20 protein-coding genes are annotated in these 16,883 nt (G+C 66.0%); 8 read left to right on the top strand and 12 right to left on the bottom strand.

Features of this window, described 5'->3' with window-relative positions:
• Nucleotides 1-3: 3 nt before the first annotated feature.
• Nucleotides 4-369: a DUF1636 domain-containing protein gene (locus EU800_RS03085; protein ID WP_129628455.1), complete on the bottom strand. Its 366-nt coding sequence runs from the start codon at nt 367-369 to the stop codon at nt 4-6.
• Nucleotides 370-508: 139 nt separating this feature from the next.
• Between EU800_RS03085 and EU800_RS03080 the strand changes: the two genes are divergently transcribed.
• From EU800_RS03080 to EU800_RS03070, 3 genes are read left to right on the top strand one after another with little or no spacing between them, the layout of a single operon-like run.
• The gene (locus EU800_RS03080) at nt 509-1,552 is read left to right on the top strand and encodes an aldo/keto reductase (RefSeq protein WP_129628453.1); all 1,044 of its coding nucleotides are present in this window, start codon (nt 509-511) and stop codon (nt 1,550-1,552) included.
• An 11-nt stretch (nt 1,553-1,563) separates the two neighbouring features.
• Entirely contained in the window at nt 1,564-1,899 is a 336-nt protein-coding gene (locus tag EU800_RS03075) for a hypothetical protein (protein WP_129628451.1), read from the top strand.
• A gap of 9 nt (nt 1,900-1,908) precedes the next feature.
• Nucleotides 1,909-2,823, top strand: a complete 915-nt coding sequence (locus tag EU800_RS03070) for a DMT family transporter (RefSeq protein WP_129628449.1) — start codon at nt 1,909-1,911, stop codon at nt 2,821-2,823.
• 5 nt (nt 2,824-2,828) lie between these two features.
• Here the strand turns inward: EU800_RS03070 and EU800_RS03065 are convergent, their stop codons facing one another.
• Nucleotides 2,829-3,509, bottom strand: coding sequence for an NUDIX hydrolase (locus EU800_RS03065; RefSeq protein ID WP_129628447.1), 681 nt, complete (start codon nt 3,507-3,509; stop codon nt 2,829-2,831).
• 2 nt (nt 3,510-3,511) lie between these two features.
• On the bottom strand, nt 3,512-3,928 hold the full coding sequence (locus EU800_RS03060; RefSeq protein WP_129628445.1) for a DUF983 domain-containing protein: 417 nt from the start codon (nt 3,926-3,928) through the stop codon (nt 3,512-3,514).
• A gap of 203 nt (nt 3,929-4,131) precedes the next feature.
• On the opposite strand from EU800_RS03060, the gene EU800_RS03055 reads away from it, so the two are divergent.
• The 4 genes from EU800_RS03055 to EU800_RS03040 all read left to right on the top strand — a co-directional run bounded on the left by EU800_RS03055 (nt 4,132) and on the right by EU800_RS03040 (nt 6,444).
• Complete coding sequence (locus tag EU800_RS03055) at nt 4,132-4,755, top strand: EF-hand domain-containing protein (RefSeq protein ID WP_165354549.1); 624 nt, start codon at nt 4,132-4,134, stop codon at nt 4,753-4,755.
• A gap of 101 nt (nt 4,756-4,856) precedes the next feature.
• Nucleotides 4,857-5,456 carry an RNA polymerase sigma factor gene (locus EU800_RS03050; RefSeq protein WP_129628441.1) on the top strand — a complete coding sequence of 200 codons (600 nt, stop codon included), beginning with the start codon at nt 4,857-4,859 and terminating at the stop codon, nt 5,454-5,456.
• Entirely contained in the window at nt 5,446-5,829 is a 384-nt protein-coding gene (locus tag EU800_RS03045; protein ID WP_129628439.1) for a hypothetical protein, read from the top strand. The genes EU800_RS03050 and EU800_RS03045 overlap by 11 nt, the downstream gene beginning before the upstream one ends.
• A gap of 12 nt (nt 5,830-5,841) precedes the next feature.
• Nucleotides 5,842-6,444 (top strand): periplasmic heavy metal sensor, encoded by a 603-nt coding sequence (locus EU800_RS03040; protein WP_129628437.1) that lies wholly within the window; start codon nt 5,842-5,844, stop codon nt 6,442-6,444.
• A 118-nt stretch (nt 6,445-6,562) separates the two neighbouring features.
• Here the strand turns inward: EU800_RS03040 and EU800_RS03035 are convergent, their stop codons facing one another.
• From EU800_RS03035 to EU800_RS02995, 9 genes are all read right to left on the bottom strand, one after another.
• Complete coding sequence (locus EU800_RS03035; RefSeq protein ID WP_129628435.1) at nt 6,563-7,525, bottom strand: glycosyltransferase; 963 nt, start codon at nt 7,523-7,525, stop codon at nt 6,563-6,565.
• A 221-nt stretch (nt 7,526-7,746) separates the two neighbouring features.
• Nucleotides 7,747-8,841: an extracellular solute-binding protein gene (locus EU800_RS03030; protein WP_129628433.1), complete on the bottom strand. Its 1,095-nt coding sequence runs from the start codon at nt 8,839-8,841 to the stop codon at nt 7,747-7,749.
• Nucleotides 8,842-8,860: 19 nt separating this feature from the next.
• Complete coding sequence (gene speB / locus EU800_RS03025; protein WP_129628431.1) at nt 8,861-9,832, bottom strand: agmatinase; 972 nt, start codon at nt 9,830-9,832, stop codon at nt 8,861-8,863.
• 268 nt (nt 9,833-10,100) lie between these two features.
• Nucleotides 10,101-11,495 carry an NAD(P)/FAD-dependent oxidoreductase gene (locus EU800_RS03020; protein ID WP_129628429.1) on the bottom strand — a complete coding sequence of 465 codons (1,395 nt, stop codon included), beginning with the start codon at nt 11,493-11,495 and terminating at the stop codon, nt 10,101-10,103.
• The gene (locus EU800_RS03015) at nt 11,482-11,790 is read right to left on the bottom strand and encodes a (2Fe-2S)-binding protein (RefSeq protein WP_207209842.1); all 309 of its coding nucleotides are present in this window, start codon (nt 11,788-11,790) and stop codon (nt 11,482-11,484) included. Before EU800_RS03015 ends, EU800_RS03020 begins: the two co-directional genes overlap by 14 nt.
• Complete coding sequence (locus EU800_RS03010) at nt 11,765-12,865, bottom strand: FAD-binding oxidoreductase (RefSeq protein ID WP_129628425.1); 1,101 nt, start codon at nt 12,863-12,865, stop codon at nt 11,765-11,767. Before EU800_RS03010 ends, EU800_RS03015 begins: the two co-directional genes overlap by 26 nt.
• A 64-nt stretch (nt 12,866-12,929) precedes the next feature.
• Complete coding sequence (gene dctP, locus EU800_RS03005) at nt 12,930-13,922, bottom strand: TRAP transporter substrate-binding protein DctP (protein ID WP_129628423.1); 993 nt, start codon at nt 13,920-13,922, stop codon at nt 12,930-12,932.
• Nucleotides 13,923-13,965: 43 nt separating this feature from the next.
• Complete coding sequence (locus EU800_RS03000) at nt 13,966-15,264, bottom strand: TRAP transporter large permease (protein ID WP_129628421.1); 1,299 nt, start codon at nt 15,262-15,264, stop codon at nt 13,966-13,968.
• Nucleotides 15,261-15,731: a TRAP transporter small permease gene (locus EU800_RS02995; protein ID WP_129628419.1), complete on the bottom strand. Its 471-nt coding sequence runs from the start codon at nt 15,729-15,731 to the stop codon at nt 15,261-15,263. Before EU800_RS02995 ends, EU800_RS03000 begins: the two co-directional genes overlap by 4 nt.
• A gap of 117 nt (nt 15,732-15,848) precedes the next feature.
• On the opposite strand from EU800_RS02995, the gene EU800_RS02990 reads away from it, so the two are divergent.
• The gene (locus tag EU800_RS02990) at nt 15,849-16,817 is read left to right on the top strand and encodes a LysR substrate-binding domain-containing protein (RefSeq protein ID WP_129628417.1); all 969 of its coding nucleotides are present in this window, start codon (nt 15,849-15,851) and stop codon (nt 16,815-16,817) included.
• Nucleotides 16,818-16,883 lie beyond the last annotated feature (66 nt).

Raw genomic sequence — 16,883 nt, 5'->3', positions numbered from 1 at the left:
GCGTCACTCCGCGTCGAGCGGTGGGACGCGGGCAATGAAATGCCCCTTCACGCCTTGCGGCCATTGCCGGAACGGGACGCGGCCGGTCTCGCTCTCGTGGTAGAGCGCCGCATAGTCGGAGAGCGCCGCGGCATCCTCGGCGGTACCGTCGAACCGGCCGAGCACATAAGTGAGCTTGCCTTCGGCAGAGATCGCCATGTTGCAGCCGTGGTCGCAGCCCATCAGGCATGCGACGCTCCTGACGCGGAACGGCCTTCCCTCGGTGGCGGCGCGGATCGCCGCGAGAAAGGACTCGCCGGTGGGCTCGCCCGGCTTGCTCTCGCGGGTCTCGGCATTGCGGCAGGTGATGCAGATCGTAAGCGTGGTCATGCCGCCCCCATAGCAGGGCCAGATGCCCTGGAAAACTCCCGAAGAATTGCGGCGACCCCGTTGGGCTCCAGTCGTTCAGGGCTTGCCCTCACGGCGGCGCGCGGTATCCCTTGGCGTCAAAAGCAAGACAGGAGCGAATATGCGCAGGACACTCTTGGGCACATCGGATCTCGAGGTCAGCCAGTTCGCCCTCGGCACCATGACCTTCGGCAGCCAGACAAGCGAGGCGGATGCCCACCGGCAGATCGACATGGCCCTCGACGCCGGGATCGACCTCGTGGACACGGCCGAGATGTATCCGGTGAACCCGGTTCGGGCCGAGACCGTCGGCAGGACCGAGGAGATCATCGGGCGCTGGATCGCGGCGTCCGGACGGCGCGGGGAGATTGTTCTGGCCACCAAGATCACCGGCGAGAACGGCGGCACCGTGCGCGGAGGGCGGGGGATCCACGGCGACACGATGATCGAGGCCGTCGACTCGTCGTTGAAGCGGCTCCAGACAGACGTGATCGACGTCTACCAGCTGCACTGGCCGAACCGCGGCTCCTTTCACTTCCGCCAGCATTGGGACTACGTCCCAGGCGGCGGCACGAAAGCCGAGATCGAGGCAAACATAGTTGAGGTTCTCGAGGCGATGACCCGCCTGCAGCGGGAGGGCAAAGTGCGCCATTTCGGCCTGTCCAACGAGAGTACCTGGGGCACCGCCGCGTGGCTGCGGCTGGCCGCGGAGATCGGCGCGCCGAGGATGATCTCCATCCAGAACGAATACTCGATGCTCTGCCGCCAGTTCGACACCGACCTCGCCGAGCTTGCCGTTCGCGAGGAGGTCGGCCTGCTGGCCTATTCCCCGCTCGGCACCGGCCTGCTGACCGGCAAGTATCGCGGCGGCGCCGTGCCGCCGGGCAGCCGGATGTCGATCAACGCCAATCTCAGCGGACGGGCGAACCCGCGCGCGCATGCGGCCGTCGAAGCCTATGCGGCGATCGCGGAGCGGCACGGGCTCGACCTTGTGCACATGTCCCTGGCGTTCTGCGCGGCCCGGCCTTTTATGGGGTCTGTGATCTTCGGGGCGACCGGGGTCGACCAGCTCGAACACATCCTCGCGGGGATCGGGATGACTCTCTCCGAGGAGGTCCGGAACGAGATCAATGCCGCCCATCGCGACCACCCGATGCCATTCTGAAAGGCAGCCCCATGCGCCTCGTCCTCGTCGGCCTTCTCGCCCTCGCCGCCTGCAACCCGCTCTCGGGATCGCGCACGTCTGAGGCGGAGGAGGGCACGCAAGCCTTCGTCGAGCAGGCGCGCGCGCGCTGCGAAGCGCGCGGTGGAAATTTCGGCAGCGGCAGCGCGGGCGTGGTCAACATCTGCTACGTGACACCGAAAGACGCAAACCAGTCCTGTTCGACGGCCACCGATTGCGAGGGCCAGTGCCTCGCCCGCTCGCGGACCTGCGCTCCGGTCATCCCGCTCATCGGCTGCCATGAGGTGTTGCTGGAAAACGGCCAGGTGGCCGAGTTCTGCCAGGACTGACGGCACGGGATGGAAATCTGGATCGCCTTCACGCTTGCCGCGGTGTTCTTCCAGACGGCCCGCTTCGCGCTGCAGAAGCGGCTGAAGACGGCCGGTCTCTCGGCAGCCGGGGCCACGTGGGTGCGCTTCCTGTGGTCGGCACCGCTGATGGCGGTGGGGATGATGCTCCTGACGGCGACGACCGGGACGGAGCTGCCACCGCTCTCGACGCGCTTCTGGATTTTTGCGCTGGCTGGCGGGATCGGTCAGATCCTCGCCACGATCTGCGTGGTGGCGCTGTTCTCGCGGCGCAATTTTGCCGTCGGCATCACGCTGAAGAAATCCGAGGTGCTGCTGACGGCGCTGGTCGGCTGGCTCGTCCTCGGCGAGGCGACCTCGGGCGCCGGGCTCGCCGCACTGGCGCTCGGCGCCGTTGCGCTCCTGATGCTGTCGAAGGAGACCGCCGTCATTCCACCTCCCGGACAGGGCGCGCTCCGGCGCCTCGTCACGCCTTCCGCCGCGCTCGGGCTGACGAGCGGGATCTTCTTCGCGCTGGCTGGAGTGGCCTATCGCGGCGCCATGCTGTCGCTGGGCGACGCACCGCTGGCGCTCCGGGCGGCCTGGCAACTGACACTGATCACCGGCTCGCAGGCGCTTCTCATGCTTGCCTGGTTCCTCTGGCGCGACCGGGGCCAGATCGCCCGCGTTCTGGCCGCCTGGCGCCCCGGACTGGCGCTCGCCGCGGCGAGCATGGCCGGCAGCTTCTGCTGGTTCTCCGCCTTCGCGCTGCAGAACGCCGCCTATGTCTATGCGGTCGGCCAGACCGAGCTCATCTTCTCCATCCTAGGCGGCGCGCTTTTCTTCGGCGAGCGCCTCTCGCGGCGGGAGTATGCGGGCGCTGCGCTACTGACGGTCAGCGTCGTCGTGCTGGTCCTGGTGGTCTGAGCCGCTCAGGCGATCCGCGTTATTCCCGATACGATGTCGTCGTTTCGCACGAAGGGAACGCTCGGTGGCGGACCGCCGGCGGCGATCAGCGGCGCCAGTTCGGCCAATACGATGGTTGTGATGAAGGGCAGGTCGAACTCGCGCACACGCGCCAGCGGGATCCATTGCAGGTGGCTCAGCTCGTCGCAGGCATGGGTGAAATCCTCCGGATCGCCCTGAACGGCGCTCGCCGGAACCAGGAAGAAGCGCGCATCGAAGCGCCGCGACCGACCCGGCGGGGTGATCGCACGGAAGATATAGGTCAGCGCCTCGGCGGACGGGGCGTGGCCGGTTTCGGCAAAGCGTGTCCAGTCGTCGCCGGTCGGTTGCCAGTGCGCGGGCCGGCCGAGGATCAGGCCGGTCTCCTCCCAGAGCTCGCGCACGGCGCTCGCAAGCAGGGCCGGGATGCGGGCGGGGTCGGTCTCGACCGCGAGCCGCCTCAGGCAGGTCGTGCCGGGCTGCCCCTCGAGCGGAACCTCGGCATCCGTCGAGTCCACCGCTCCGCCCGGGAAGACGAACTTGCCCGGCATGAAAGCCGCGGACGCGCCGCGCTGGCCCATGAGCACTTCGGCCCCCGTATTGCCCTGTCGCCAGAGCACCACTGTTGCGGCGTCGCGAATGGCCGTCTTGTCCGTTCCGGCGGCCATTCTCACCCCTGCGATCGAAAGCCGGCGCCGCTCTCGTCCGCCTCGAAGCCGTGCATCCGCCGCGACCATTGCAAGCAGATGAATGCCCCCTTGATCCGCGGCAGGAGGTAGAGCGACAGCGTCACGCAGAGCACCGAGAGAAGCGTTGCCATGATCAGCGGGTCCGGGTGGAACCAGGTGTAGGAGGTTATCAGCAGCGGCGCCACGAGATGGCCCACCAGAAGGATGGTGATATAGGCCGGTCCGTCATCGGCCCGATGATGGTGAAACTGCTGGTCGCAGACCGGGCAATGGTCGGCCACCGAGAGATAGCCGGAAAACAGCGGTCCGCGGCCGCAATTCGGACAGCGCCGGTGCCAGCCGCGCACGAGTGCCTGCTTGAGCGGTCGTTCCCGATCCGTCCGTTCCCCCGACGCCATGACGTCTCCTTCTCTGTCCTGTGTCGCATCCTGTTCGCGCCGGCGAGGATGACAGCTTTCGCGCGGCTTTGCAGGCGGCGGTGGGGCCCTTGCGGCGCGATGTCGCGAAGGCGCGCGACGGAAACGCTCTTCTGGCGCGTTGGAGATGCACAAGGAGGCGAACAGGCCACCGAAGACGACGACACCAAGAACAGGAGATGGACATGACCCGAAATGCACTTCTGACCACCGCAATCCTCGCCGGCCTCGCCGCAACCACGGGCGCCGAGGCGCGCGGAAATGCTCCGGCCTTCGGCGGCTTCATGGTGCCCGCGCAACCGCCCGTCTTTGCCGAACTCGATGCCGATGCGGACGGCAAGGTGACGGTCGAGGAATTCCGGACCTTCGGCGAAACGCGCCTGACCGCGCGCTTTCTGGATGCCGACACGGACGGGGACGGCAAGCTCAGCGCCGCGGAGTTGCAGGCCGGCATGGAGGCGTATCGGGCTGGCGTTGCCGCCTCGCGTATGCAGGCGATGGTTGCGCGGCTCGACACCGACAAGGACGGTCTGGTGAGCCAGGAGGAGTTTGCCGCGCTCCAGGCCGGCCGCGGCCAGTTTCGGCCGGGTGCCGCCGATCCGGGCGCGCGCATGATCGCCCGATTCGACAGCGACCGGGACGGCGCATTGAGCGAAACCGAGTTCGCCGCTGCACAGCAGATGGTTGGATTCGGTCCGCGCGGTGGCCAGGACGTCCGCGGCATGCGCGGCAACTTCGGCAATCGCGGCAGCTTTGACGGCCGTGGCAGGGGCCAGCGAGGCGATCAGATGCCGTTCTGGCGTCAGTGAGACGCCTGACGTGAAAGGGTGCACGCGGCCGCGTGCCACGCGCCCCGTATCGCGCCGGGCCATTGCCACCGGGACAGAAACGGAGCTAGGCCACGGATGCCATGACCATGCCTCTCGATGCCAATCCAGAGATCTCCGACGACGCCCTGCTGGCGCAATACGCCGGTGGCGACCGGGCAGCCGCGCGCATCCTGACCTTGCGGCTCACGCCGCGCGTGTTGGCATTGGCGGTGCGGATGCTGGGCGACCGGAGCGAGGCAGAGGACGTGGCGCAGGAGTCGATGTTGCGGTTGTGGAAAATGGCGCCCGACTGGCGTCCCGGCGAGGCACAGGTCTCGACCTGGCTCTACCGCGTGGCGGCCAATCTCTGCACCGACCGGCTCAGGCGCCGGCGCGGCGTGGGAATCGAGGAGGCTTTCGGCGAAGGCGCCGAGCCTGCCGACGAGCAGCCGGCCGTCGAGGAGCGGATGCACGCCGACGGCAGGGCCCGGGCGCTGCACCAGGCGCTGTCGGAGCTTCCCGAACGGCAGCGGCAGGCCGTGGTGCTTCGGCATCTGGAGGGGTTGTCGAACCCCGAGATCGCCGCTGTGATGGAAATCGGCATCGAGGCGGTCGAAAGCCTGACCGCCCGGGGCAAACGCGCGCTGGTCGCCCTGCTCGGGCGACGGCGTGCAGAACTGGGGTTGAGCGATGACGGCTGAAATCTCGAAAGACATGGAGCGGGAACTGGACGCCTGCTTCGAGGCGCTGCGAGCGGCGCGCGAAGAGCCGTCGCCGGAGCTTCTGGCGCGGGTGCTGGCCGATGGATACGCCGAGCAGGATGCCCGGACGGCGGTCGCACCGGCCGCGCCAGCGCCGCGCAGGGGATGGCTGCGCAACCTGATCGACATGATTGGCGGCTGGCCGGCCCTGGCCGGCTTGGCGACGGCGACGCTCGCGGGGGTCTGGATCGGATACAATCCGCCGGCGGCCTTCGACAGCCTGACGCTGGCGCTCTTGAACGAGAGCTACGGCTACGATGTCGGGCTCAGTGCCTCGATCCTCGATCTCGACGAGGTTCAGGCGGATGGATAGGAGCTTGCTGAGATGACCGGGGAAACCCCAACGCCCATCGAGCCCCGCCCGCCGCGTCGCCGGACCGGGTTGCGGATCCTTCTCTTCCTGTCGTTGGCGCTGAACCTGGCGGTGATCGGCATAGTTGGCGGCGCGTATCTGAACGTGTCTCGCGGTGACGATCACCCCTGGATCATCGCGCGCGAACTCGGCCTCGGCCCCTTCGTCCTGGCGATGGACTCGAATGACCGGCGCGCCCTCGACCGGCAGGCGCGGTCGCATCGCGGCGAACTTCGCGAGGACCGGGACGCGTGGCGCCGGCTCTATATCGCCTCGCTCGAGGCGATCCGCAGCGAGCCGTTCGACGCGGATCGCTTTCGCGCCGTGATGGAGGCGCAGGCCGATCTTGCCGCACGCAGCCGTCAGGTCGGGGTCGAGATCATGACAAGCCAGCTCGAGGGGATGAACGCTGCCGAACGCGCGGCCTTCGCTGACCGGCTCGCAAACCGGAGTGAGCGGTGGGGCCGCATGCAGGACGACCGCATGGGAGACGGGCGGATGGGAGACGGGCGGATGGGCAGGGGCCCGAGGGATGGTCGCGTCCCGCCGCCGCCTCCTCAGCCCGCTCCGAACTGACACTGCAAATCGACATCGCCCACCCACTGGGCGATCCGGCGATCTGTGTGCTGGTTAGCCCCAGGTTGCGGCGCGGCCAGACGATTGCCGGCACCAGCCAGTCAGACTTTCTGAGACGTCACATCTCGCGCGGAGGAACCGCCGACTTGGCGAGCATGACGAGAAATCCGCGGATCTGGCGGAAGCGTTGACGCGGCGGGGCTGCGGCAACGCTTTGCGCCATCGTTCTCAATGCACGTATCCGCTGCCCCTTGTGGTGTTCGCGCCACGCGCGACCGGTGAGAAAACCGGCCGCTTGGGAACCGGCTAAAGTGTGATTCTTTGACTGGCTCGACGGCAATGCCGGGGGGGTGCCGCGGTCGAGATCGTCGCTGCCGGTCGCGAGGCGCTGGCGGGCGAATTCGATTGCGGAATTCTCGTAGAACTCTCGCAGCGTGTTCGACTGAGTGCGTGTGATCGACCCGGTCCGGATTCGGTAGGAATAGGAAAGGCGGGGCTCGAAACTGATCCGTCCGGCATGCGCGAGGCGAAAGGGCATGTCGATGTCTTCGGCCGTGACGAACCATTCCCGAAAGCCGCCGACTGCCTCCCAACCTTCCCGCCGGCAAAGCCATGCCCCGAAATGGGTCGGACGCTTCTGCTGCAGATATTCCTCCGTGACGTCGCGTGCGGCATCGGTCGCCGCGAAAGTTTCGAGCTGTCGCCCTGCATCATCGATCGCTTCGAACGCGCCGCAGACCGCCATCACGTCCGATGTCCGGTCGAGAAAGTCGGCCTGCCAAGCGAACCGGCCGCGCGGCACCAGATCGTCTGCGTCGATCTTGGCGACATAGGGCGCCGTCGATGCCGCAAGCCCGATATTCATCGCGCGCGAGATCCCTCGGCCGTCGTCCTCGATCACCCTGACCCTCGGATCGCCGAGATCGCGCGCCACTTGGACCGTTCCGTCTGTTGACCGGTGATCGACGACAATCGCCTCGCGAACGACCGTGTCATCGAGAAAGGATCGCAGGGTCTCGGCAATCGACTCCGCGTTGTTGCGCGACGGGACAATAACCGAAACGGATTGTATTTCAGACACCTAGATGCTCTCAAACTGGTGGCGCAATAAGCCCTGACGCCAAAGAGGCATGACGCCGCGACTCAGCGGCATTGATAGGCTGCCGGTTCGGAACTTGGCAACGCCTAGTGTCCCGGTGCACGGCGAAACGTCCCTCGAGGTGGTTTCGGGCTAGAACACAGGCCGGCCACGCCCGCCGATTGCGGTCGTGGCCGGGAACGGGTGTCCGGTCTGCCCGGGTCTCACACGCCGGACTTGACCTTGGTCCAGATCCGGGTGCGCGTGCGCAGCGTTCGGGCGTCGACATTCTTGTCCGGGAACAGTCTGGCGCGGGTCTCGGCATCGGGGTAAATTCCGGGATCGGCGCGGATCGCGGGGTCGATGACGGCGTCCGCGGCCGCATTTGCGTTGGCGAAGAAGACCGTGTCGGTCACCTCGGCGATCACCTCCGGGCGCAACATGTAGTCGATGAACCGATAGGCTTCATCGACATTGCCGCTGTCGGCTGGGATCGCCATCAGGTCGATCCAGAGCAGCGTCCCTTCCTTTGGGATCGCGTAGACGATCTCCGGCCCGTTCTCGGCCTCCATGGCACGGGCCTGGGCGATACCGGCATCGCCGCTGTAGACGATCGCCATGCAGACATTTCCGGCCGCAAGATCGCTCACTGCCTTCTGGATCGAGAAATAGCGCGCTGATCCGGCAAGTTCGGTGAGCCGCGCCGTGGCGGCGTCGAGCGCGGCCGGGTCGTTCGAGTAAGGGTCGTGGCCGAGGGAGTTGAGGGCGATCGAGATCATTTCGATCGGAGAATCCAGGACCGCGATACCGCAATCCGCGACCTTTGCCGCCATTTCTGGGTCAAAGAGGACATCCCAGCTGTCGATGGTCGCCTCGCCGAGCCGCTCCGCGATCATCTCGCTGTTATAGGCAATGCCGATGGTGCCCCATGTATAGGGGACACCGAGCTGTCGGCCGCCGGGAACACGGTCGAGTGCGGAGAGGATCCAGGGGTCCAGGTTGCCGTAGTTCTGCAGCCGAGCCGGGTCGATGGCCTGAAGCGCGCCAGCGGCGAACTCGCGTTCGGCGTTGGAGGCGGCGGGGAAGACGACATCGTAGCCGGAGCCGCCGGTCAGCAGCTTGGTTTCGAGCAACTCATTGGAGTCGAAATAGTCGAGGGCAACGCTCGTGCCGGTCTCGGCCTCGTAGCCGGAGATCGTGGTCTCGCCGAAATAGTCTGCCCAGTTGTAGATCGACAGATACTGTGCGGCACTCGGCAGGGCCGTGGCGACGAGAAGGAGCGGCGCAAGGATCGCGGTGGTGCTGAAGCGTGTCTGCATCTTTTTTGGTCCTCTCGGGTCAGCGGGTCTTGGCGCGTGCCGCGGCGTGCAGGCACAGAAGGTCGTTCGCAATAGTGGCCGCGGCAATCGCGGTGATCTCGGAGATGTCATAAGCCGGCGCGACCTCGACCACATCCATCCCGACGACGTCCAGTCCCGCCAGGCCGCGGAGCACCTCCTGCGCCTGGAACGGGCTTAGCCCGCCGATCACCGGCGTGCCGGTACCCGGCGCAGAGGCCGGCTCCAGCGCGTCGATGTCGAAGGTGACGTAGCACGGACTCCCTCCGACGATCGCATGGGCCTTCTCGACGACGGCCTGCGGGCCGGTGCGATGCAGCTCGATGGCATCGATGATGTTGAAGCCGAGCGGTTCGGGGTTGTGGGTTCGGATGCCGATCTGCACCGAGCGGCTGGGGTCGACCAGCCCTTCCCGGGTGGCATGCCAGAGCATCGTGCCGTGATCGATACGTCCCGGCTCGTCGGCCCATGTGTCGGTGTGGGCGTCGAACTGGATGAGGCTCAGGGGGCCGTATTTCTCGGCATGCGCCTGCAAGAGCGGGTAGGTGATGAAATGGTCGCCGCCGATGGAAAGCAGGGCCGTATCGCTCGCCAACACCCGGCGTGCGGCCTCGGCGATCTGACGGGGAACATCCTGCGGATAGCCGGTGTCGAGCTGGCAATCGCCGTAGTCTACCACGCGAAGGGCCTCGAAGGGGTCCTCGGCCCAAGGCCATGGCGCGGACCATGCGATATGCGAGGAGCCGCTGCGTACCGCGCGCGGCCCGAGACGCGTGCCGGACCGGCTCGAAACGGCGAGGTCGAACGGCACGCCCATCACCGCCACATCGGCGTCTGAGAGGTCCCGTGTGTAGCGACGGCGCATGAAGCTGAGCGCGCCGGCATAGCTCGCCTCCGGAACGACCCCGCGAGAATCTTCTCGGGTGAAGGCAAGATCGCCGGCCACCGGGGTCACACTGGAATCGTCGGGCATGAATCGCTCCTGAAATCTTGGGTCTGGCGCAGGGTGCAGCATCCACGCGATTCGGAGAATTCGGTCAGGGGTATATATCTATAGTATTAATTCCGGACGCATGGCGAATGGAGCTAGGTCCGGGTCTCAGGCGCCGCGGAAGCCGATCGATGCCGGGACACCTGAGTCTGCCGTGCCGACAGAAAGGCCTGTCTTCGCCAATGCGACTGACGCTGCGGCCTATTCGCAGTCCGGTTCCGAACCGGTCGATCCTCTCGCCGTTGCGGTCCTATTCCGCAGCGTCCTGTTGCGGCGTTTCCATTGCCGCCAACTCACCCAGCGTCACTGGCTTCAGCGGCGGCCGGATCCGGAAATATCCCGTCTCGTCGGGTGTCTGCCCGTTGGCCTCCGACAGGATGGCGGTGACGGTCAGCCCGCAATAGCGGCCCTGGCAGGGGCCCATGCCGGGCCGGCCGAACGCCTTGGTCTGATTGGGGCCAAGGGAGCCCATCTGAGCGTAGCGCCTGATATCGCCCGCCGTGACCTCCTCGCAGCGGCAGATGATCGTCTTGTCCTCGGGCAGGAGCGCTTCGGTGGCGGGCGGGAAGGCGGCATCAAGGAACGGACGGATCGCCATGTCCCGCGCCTTTTTCCGGAAAAGCGGCGCGGCGAGCCTGTCGCGTTCGGCCTCGGAGAGCCGCCCGGCCTCTGCGGCGATCTGCAAGGATGCAAGGCGCCCCGCGACCTCGGCGACCTCGGCACCGCCGATCCCGGCGCCGTCTCCAGCGATATAGACGCCTTCCACTCCGGTTATGCCCCATCGGTCCACAACCGGCGAAAACGCTGCCTGTGTCGCGTTCCAGCGGTGGGCCACCCCGATCGACCTCGCGGCCTGCGTGTTAGGGACGACACCGTGATGCAGCAGGACCGTGTCGCATACGAGACGCCGGCTCTTTCCTCCGCTCCGGAAGCTCACGGTCTCGGCGCGCCCCGCGCCCTCGATTGCGATGTCGGTTGCACCGGTGAAGCGGGGCACCCGTGCCCGGGCGATTTCCGCCATAAGCTTCAGCCCCTTGGCAAGATACGGCCAGCCGCGCAGCGCGCCGCCGGCATGGCGGGCCGCGCGGCGCAGATCGGCACGCGACTGAGTCTCGACAAGCGCCAGCGGCGGGGTTCCCGCGCGCACCATCTGCGCCGCGATGAGGTAGAGCAGCGGGCCGGAGCCGACGAGAACGGCGCGGCGCGCGATCACGCCGGACTGCTTGAGCAGGATCTGCGCCGCCCCCGCAGTCATCACGCCGGGCAGGGTCCAGCCCGGAACCGGCATGGGCCGTTCGAGCGCGCCGGTGGCAAGGAGGATCCTGTCGGCCGCAACCTGCGCGGCGCGGCCCCCCTTGGTGTAGGAAATCCGGAAGCCGTCCTCGATGGACCAGACCACCGCTCCGGTCACATGCTCGACTGCACTCTCGCGGAGCGCTCGGGTCAGGGTCCTGCCGTGCCCGAAGTCGGGCCCGAGAATGCCGCCGCGTTTCTCTACCGCGCGGTCGACATCCCGGTAGATCTGACCGCCCGGGCGGGACTGTTCGTCCAGAAGTGTCACGCTCAGGCCGTGCTCTGCCGCGGTTGTGGCCGCGGCCATCCCTGCGGGCCCGGCACCGATGATGACGAGGTCACTCCGCTTCATGCTCGCCCCCTGTCCCGTGCGGCCTGGACACGCGCAGCCCCTCGACAACCTCCGTCATGCAGGCCTGGCGCACGATGCCGTCGATTTCGACAAGGCAGTCGAAACAGGCGCCCATCATGCAGAACGGGCCGCGCGGCTCGGAAGAGACCGGCGTGTGGCGAAAGACCCCGACACCGGCGGCGAGGAGCGCGGCGGCGAGATTTGCCCCTTCGGGCAATTCCAGTTCCGCACCGTCGAACCAGACCGCGACACGCGGGCTGTCCTCCAGCTCAAGAAACGCTGAATCGGTCTTCACTGAACACCTCCAGATCCGGGGCGGCATCGGTCCGCTCCAGCCAGTCCGGCAGGTAGCGGGCATGGGCGGCGGCGAGCGTGATGCCGCTGTGACAGGTGACGAGGTAGCAGCCGGGCATGTCCCGGCTCTCCTGGTAAATCGGCAACCCATCGGGCGACAGCACCCGGAGCGCTGCCCAGCTGCGCACAAGCTGTGCCCTGCCGAGCGCCGGGTAGGCTGCAATCGCCTGTGCGGCGAGGCCGGAGAGGCCCGGCTGCGTTACGCGGTCGTCGAAGCCCACTTCCTCGTTGGTGGCGCCGATCTGGATGCCGCCCTCGTCCACCTGGCGCGCGATCAGGGAGGGGCGGTTGATCATCTTCGGCAGTTTCTCGGTGATGAGCACCTGCCCGCGCTGCGGGCGCACCGGTGCCTTAAAGCCAAGCTTTGGTCCAAGTTCGGCCGCACCGAGACCGGCGGACAGGACGACGTTTGCCGCCTCGACAGTCGTGCCGTCGCTGCATTGCACACGAAAGCCATCCGGCTTTCCGACCTCGGTGACGGTCTTGCCGGTCAGGACCTGCCCGCCCATGCGGCGCACGTCATCGGCCAGCGCCCTCAGGAGCTTCAGCGGGTTCGCGTGCCCGTCCTGATAGTGCAGGATCGCTCCGACGACGGTCGGGCCGATATGCGGCTCCTCCTTGCGAAGGGCGTTGTGGCCGAGAACCTCGTACGGGTAGTTGCCGCCGAGTTGCTCTTTGAGCACCTCGTATTTCTCGACGGTTGCTTCCAGCGTCTCCTCCGAGAAATGCAGGTCGTAGCCGCCTTTCTGCTCCAGCGGCACCTCGCGGCCGGTGTTGTTGCCCAGTTCCTCGGCGAACTCTGCCCAGATCGCGGCGGATTCTTGCGACCAGCGGGCGTAACAAGGCTGGTTCATGCCCTTGGATTGCACCCAGACCAGGCCGAAATTCCCCCGGCTGGCACGGAAGGATCCGTCATCGCCGTCGAGCACGATGACGCGGTGGTCGCGTTTCAGGAGTCCCCAGGCCACTGAAAGGCCGACGACTCCCCCGCCGATGATCGCATAGTCCGCTTCCATCGTCTTGTCCTTGGGAGAGAGTGGTCCGGGAGCGGGGCGGCGCGATGCGCCGCCCCGAACGTCGTTACTTTCCGATCTGGTCGAGGATGCCCTGGCCCCACTCGGCGCCGACGTCTTCCAGAACAATCGGCCAGACCTCTTCGCGGACCTTGGCGGCCATTGCGGCGAGCTGGTCCGGCGTCAGTTCCACCAGGTTGGTTCCCAGCTCGTCGACGAGACGCTGTTCCCACTTGCCCTGGTCCGCCTCTGCGACGGTCCAGCGCTGTGCCTCGAACTCGGCAGCGGCGGCTTTCAGGGCCTCTTGATCCTCGGCGTCGAGCTCGGCCAGCGAGCCGTTCGAGATGATCATGTACCAGACCTCGAAATGGGTGTTGGCCGGGATATAGGCCTTCGTCACGTCGCGGAACGAGGCGTAGTAGCCCTCCGCGCCGGAGCCGATCACGCCGTCGACGACGCCGGTCTGGATCGCGGTGAACGCCTCGGAGAACGGGATCGGCGAGGGGATGTAGCCGAGCGCCTCGCCGGTCAGCTGGAAGGACTTGATGCCGGGCACCCGAACCTTGATGCCGTTCGACTGGCTCGGATCGCCCGGGTTCACCGGATCGGTGTTGAGCGAGATGCCACCGAAGTAAACCGGGTAGGCGGCGAGCATGGTGATGTCCTGCTCGGCATAGAGATCCGCCATGACAGTGCGGACCGGGCCGTCGGGGCCGTAGGCCGCACGGGCCTCTTCCCAGCTATTCGCGAGATAAGGGAAGGAGCTGATCTGCATGCGCCGGTCGGCGGCGGTGGCGGCGGGCTGGGTGGCCATGTCGATGGCGCCCACGCTGACCCGCTCCTGCACGGTCGTGTAGTCGCCGAGCGCGGAGGCCGGGAAGATGTTGATGGTCACGTCGCCGCCGGTGGCCTCTGCGACAGCCTCCGAGAAGGCGCGCAGTTCGACGTCGATGGTGGCGTCCTGCGGACGCACATGGCTCATCTTCAGATCCGCCGCGGTGGCGACGCTCGAGAGCGCCATCAGGGCGGTGGCGGCGGTGCCGATCAGAAAGCGTTTCATGGGTAGTCCTCCGTTGGATTTCAAAGGGTCGTCGTGGGGTTGGTCAGTAGCCGAAGAGCCTCGGCAGGAAGAGCGACAGGTCGGGCCAGAGCGAGGTCAGGAAGACGACCGGCACATAGCCCGTGACGATCAGGACCATGGCGGGCGGGATCACCTTGGTGACCTTCACGTTGCCGATCCGCGCGCCGAGATAGAGGATCGAGGCATAGGGCGGCGTCACGCCCCCCATCGCGGTATTGACGCCCATGATCGCGGCGAACTGCACCGGGGTGACGCCGATGGCGTTCATCAGCGGCAGCAGGAGCGGGGCGATCAGGATGATGGCGGTCACGTCATTCACAACCATGCCGACCAGGAACAGAAGGATGTTGATGAGGATCAGCAGGATCACCTTGTTCTCGGTGATGCCGAAGATCGCGCTGACGAGTTGCTGCGGGATGCTCTCGTAGACATACATCTGGCCAAGGATCATCGAGAAGAGGATCATGACCATAATCGCGCCCACGGCGGTCGCGGCCTCCTTGCCCGCACCGAGGAAGTTCTCCCAACGCAGGCCCTTGTAGACGAAGAAGCCCACGGGGATGGCGTAGATCACAGAGAGTGCGGCCGCCTCGGTGGGCGTCATGATGCCGCCATAGATGCCACCGAGGATCATCACCGGCATGAGCAGCGCGGGCGTCGCGTTGAAACCGCGCTTGACGACCTCGCTCGACAGTTCGCTGAAGCTCGGCTTCTCGTCGAGCTTCAGGTCGAACTTGCGGCTCATCCAGAGGTTCACGACCGAGAAGTTGAACATGATGAAGAGGCCCGGTCCAAGCGTCGCCAGGAAACAGGCGAGGATCGAGGTGTCGGTCACCCAGCCATAGACGATCATCGTGACCGAGGGCGGGATCAGCAGGCCGAGGATCGAGGAATTGGCGATGAGCGCTGTGGCGTATTCCCTCGGGTAGCCACGCTTCTCCATTTCCGGGATGAGCAGCGGTCCGATCGCCGCAATGCCCGTGAGGCCGGAGCCGGAAATGGCGCCGATGACCGCACAGGACACGGCGGCGACGACTCCGAGGCCACCACGAATATGGCCGATAAAGGCGTTGACGAAGCGCAGGAGCGACGCCGCGATCCCGCTTTCAGACATGATCGTCCCGGCGAGCACGAAGAGCGGGATGGCCAGCAGGACAGGGTTGCCGAGCTGCTGGAAGCCCCAGAGCATCATGCCCTTCATCGTCACGTCGCCGATGAAATACATCACCATGAGGGCGGCGCCGAAGCAGTAGGGCAGCGGAACACCCAGCGTAAGAGTCAGGACAAGTACGGCGATGGCAAGGAGTGCAATCTCGATCATCGGGCCGTCTCCCTGGAGAGGCTGCGGATGTGTCGCAGCAGGTGCCACACCGTGTAGACCATCATCAGCGTCAGACCGACGAAGAGTGCGATGTCGGAATAGAACGTCGGGATGTAGAGGGTCGGGCTCTCCTTCCAGACACGCCAGGAATAGCGCGTGAAGTCCCACGCCCAGCTCAGCAGCCAGAGGCCGACGACAAGGCTGATGATCTCGCCGACGATCGCGAGGATCGTGTGCTGCCGCTTGGTGGTCAGCCAGATCTCGAGAACATTGGCGCGGATATGCGTGTTCTCACGCGAGGCGTTCACCGCGCCGAGCATGTAGAGCCAGACGGTCGGGTAGAGCATCGTCTCTTCCAGCCCCATGACGGGAATCTGGAGAACGTAGCGCGTGATCACCTGCACGAACTGACCGAGCGCGACGACGCCGATCAGGATCGTGAGGAGGTATTTCGAAAAGGTGTCCATGGCGTCCCCCGGTGCAACGCTCTTCCGGCGTAGCTTTCGTTGGATTTCACTGGACAGGAGACATTAAATCAATTTGATAATTTTTCTGAAATCATAAATCTACTTTATGCTGGTGTCATGAATCTCTCGATCCGCCAACTCACCACCTTTCGGGAAGTGATGCGCAGCGGATCGATTTCGCGGGCGGCCAAGACGGTTGGGCGAACGCAGCCCGCGGTAAGCACGATGATTGCCACGCTGGAGACGGAACTGGGCTTCGCCCTGTTCATCCGTGAGCATGGCAAGCTGACGCCGACGCCCGAAGCGCAGTTTTTCCTCGAGGAGGCCGAGGCCATCCTTGGACGGCTCGAACGCACGAAGCAGACGCTGATCCGGATCGGATCCCTCGAAACCGGCCGCCTTCGTGTCGCCTGCCATCCGGCCGCGTCCAGCCTTTTCATGCCGCGCCTTCTGGCCGGGTTTCTCGCCGACAAGCGCGACGTCGATATCGCGCTCATTATGCGTTCCTCCGACCTCATCGAGGATCTCGTGGCCTCTCAGCAGTTCGATCTCGGTTTTGCGGAAACACCGTCCCGCCGGGCGTCCATCAGCCAGGTGGATTTCGACCTCGAATGCGTCTGCATCCTGCCGGTCGGGGACCCGCTCGCCCGCCTCCGGGAGATCACGCCGGGAGATCTCGACGGCAAGCCGATGGCCGTTCTCTTCGAGCAACATACGACCGCCACGCAGACCGAGGCGGCCTTCGCATCGGCCGGGGCGCGGTTCAACAAGCGCCTGGAGTTGCGGACATCCCTTCCGGGTCTGGAATTCGTGACCCAGGGTTTCTGCTACATGGTGTGCGACATGATCACGGCCTACAGCCATATTCTCCTGGGGGCCGGTCATCGAGACCTTGTCATGCGCCGCTTTCGGCCGCGTGTCAGCAGCAGCGTGTCGATTCTCCGCCCGGCCTATGCCAGCCGTGCCCGGCTCGAGCAGGCGTTCTCATCCCATCTGACGGATGCCATCCAGGACATGCAGGCGAAGACGGAAGAGCATCTGGAGAAGGGCCCGCATGCCGATCCCGACGGCGAGCGGCCTGCTTAAGAGGCTTTCAAGACGGCGAGCGGTTCTGCGCGGACACGGTCGGAAATGGCGACACCGAAATGGAAG

It is taken from the genome of Tropicimonas sp. IMCC6043 (assembly GCF_004146235.1).
Classification (GTDB): Bacteria; Pseudomonadota; Alphaproteobacteria; order Rhodobacterales; family Rhodobacteraceae; genus Tropicimonas.
Note: the sequence above shows the minus strand (reverse complement) of the source record. Positions and strands in the feature narration are given on the sequence as shown.

What these genes read in the sequence shown, in the direction of transcription:
- dctP (WP_129628423.1), bottom strand. Translation starts at nt 13,922, where the DNA reads ATGAAACGCTTTCTGATCGGCACCGCCGCCACCGCCCTGATGGCGCTC.
- EU800_RS03070 (WP_129628449.1), top strand. Translation starts at nt 1,909, where the DNA reads ATGGAAATCTGGATCGCCTTCACGCTTGCCGCGGTGTTCTTCCAGACG.
- EU800_RS03045 (WP_129628439.1), top strand. Translation starts at nt 5,446, where the DNA reads ATGACGGCTGAAATCTCGAAAGACATGGAGCGGGAACTGGACGCCTGC.
- EU800_RS03060 (WP_129628445.1), bottom strand. Translation starts at nt 3,928, where the DNA reads ATGGCGTCGGGGGAACGGACGGATCGGGAACGACCGCTCAAGCAGGCA.
- EU800_RS03075 (WP_129628451.1), top strand. Translation starts at nt 1,564, where the DNA reads ATGCGCCTCGTCCTCGTCGGCCTTCTCGCCCTCGCCGCCTGCAACCCG.
- EU800_RS02990 (WP_129628417.1), top strand. Translation starts at nt 15,849, where the DNA reads ATGAATCTCTCGATCCGCCAACTCACCACCTTTCGGGAAGTGATGCGC.
- EU800_RS03030 (WP_129628433.1), bottom strand. Translation starts at nt 8,841, where the DNA reads ATGCAGACACGCTTCAGCACCACCGCGATCCTTGCGCCGCTCCTTCTC.
- speB (WP_129628431.1), bottom strand. Translation starts at nt 9,832, where the DNA reads ATGCCCGACGATTCCAGTGTGACCCCGGTGGCCGGCGATCTTGCCTTC.
- EU800_RS03055 (WP_165354549.1), top strand. Translation starts at nt 4,132, where the DNA reads ATGACCCGAAATGCACTTCTGACCACCGCAATCCTCGCCGGCCTCGCC.
- EU800_RS02995 (WP_129628419.1), bottom strand. Translation starts at nt 15,731, where the DNA reads ATGGACACCTTTTCGAAATACCTCCTCACGATCCTGATCGGCGTCGTC.
- EU800_RS03040 (WP_129628437.1), top strand. Translation starts at nt 5,842, where the DNA reads ATGACCGGGGAAACCCCAACGCCCATCGAGCCCCGCCCGCCGCGTCGC.
- EU800_RS03020 (WP_129628429.1), bottom strand. Translation starts at nt 11,495, where the DNA reads ATGAAGCGGAGTGACCTCGTCATCATCGGTGCCGGGCCCGCAGGGATG.
- EU800_RS03050 (WP_129628441.1), top strand. Translation starts at nt 4,857, where the DNA reads ATGACCATGCCTCTCGATGCCAATCCAGAGATCTCCGACGACGCCCTG.
- EU800_RS03010 (WP_129628425.1), bottom strand. Translation starts at nt 12,865, where the DNA reads ATGGAAGCGGACTATGCGATCATCGGCGGGGGAGTCGTCGGCCTTTCA.
- EU800_RS03065 (WP_129628447.1), bottom strand. Translation starts at nt 3,509, where the DNA reads ATGGCCGCCGGAACGGACAAGACGGCCATTCGCGACGCCGCAACAGTG.
- EU800_RS03000 (WP_129628421.1), bottom strand. Translation starts at nt 15,264, where the DNA reads ATGATCGAGATTGCACTCCTTGCCATCGCCGTACTTGTCCTGACTCTT.
- EU800_RS03085 (WP_129628455.1), bottom strand. Translation starts at nt 369, where the DNA reads ATGACCACGCTTACGATCTGCATCACCTGCCGCAATGCCGAGACCCGC.
- EU800_RS03080 (WP_129628453.1), top strand. Translation starts at nt 509, where the DNA reads ATGCGCAGGACACTCTTGGGCACATCGGATCTCGAGGTCAGCCAGTTC.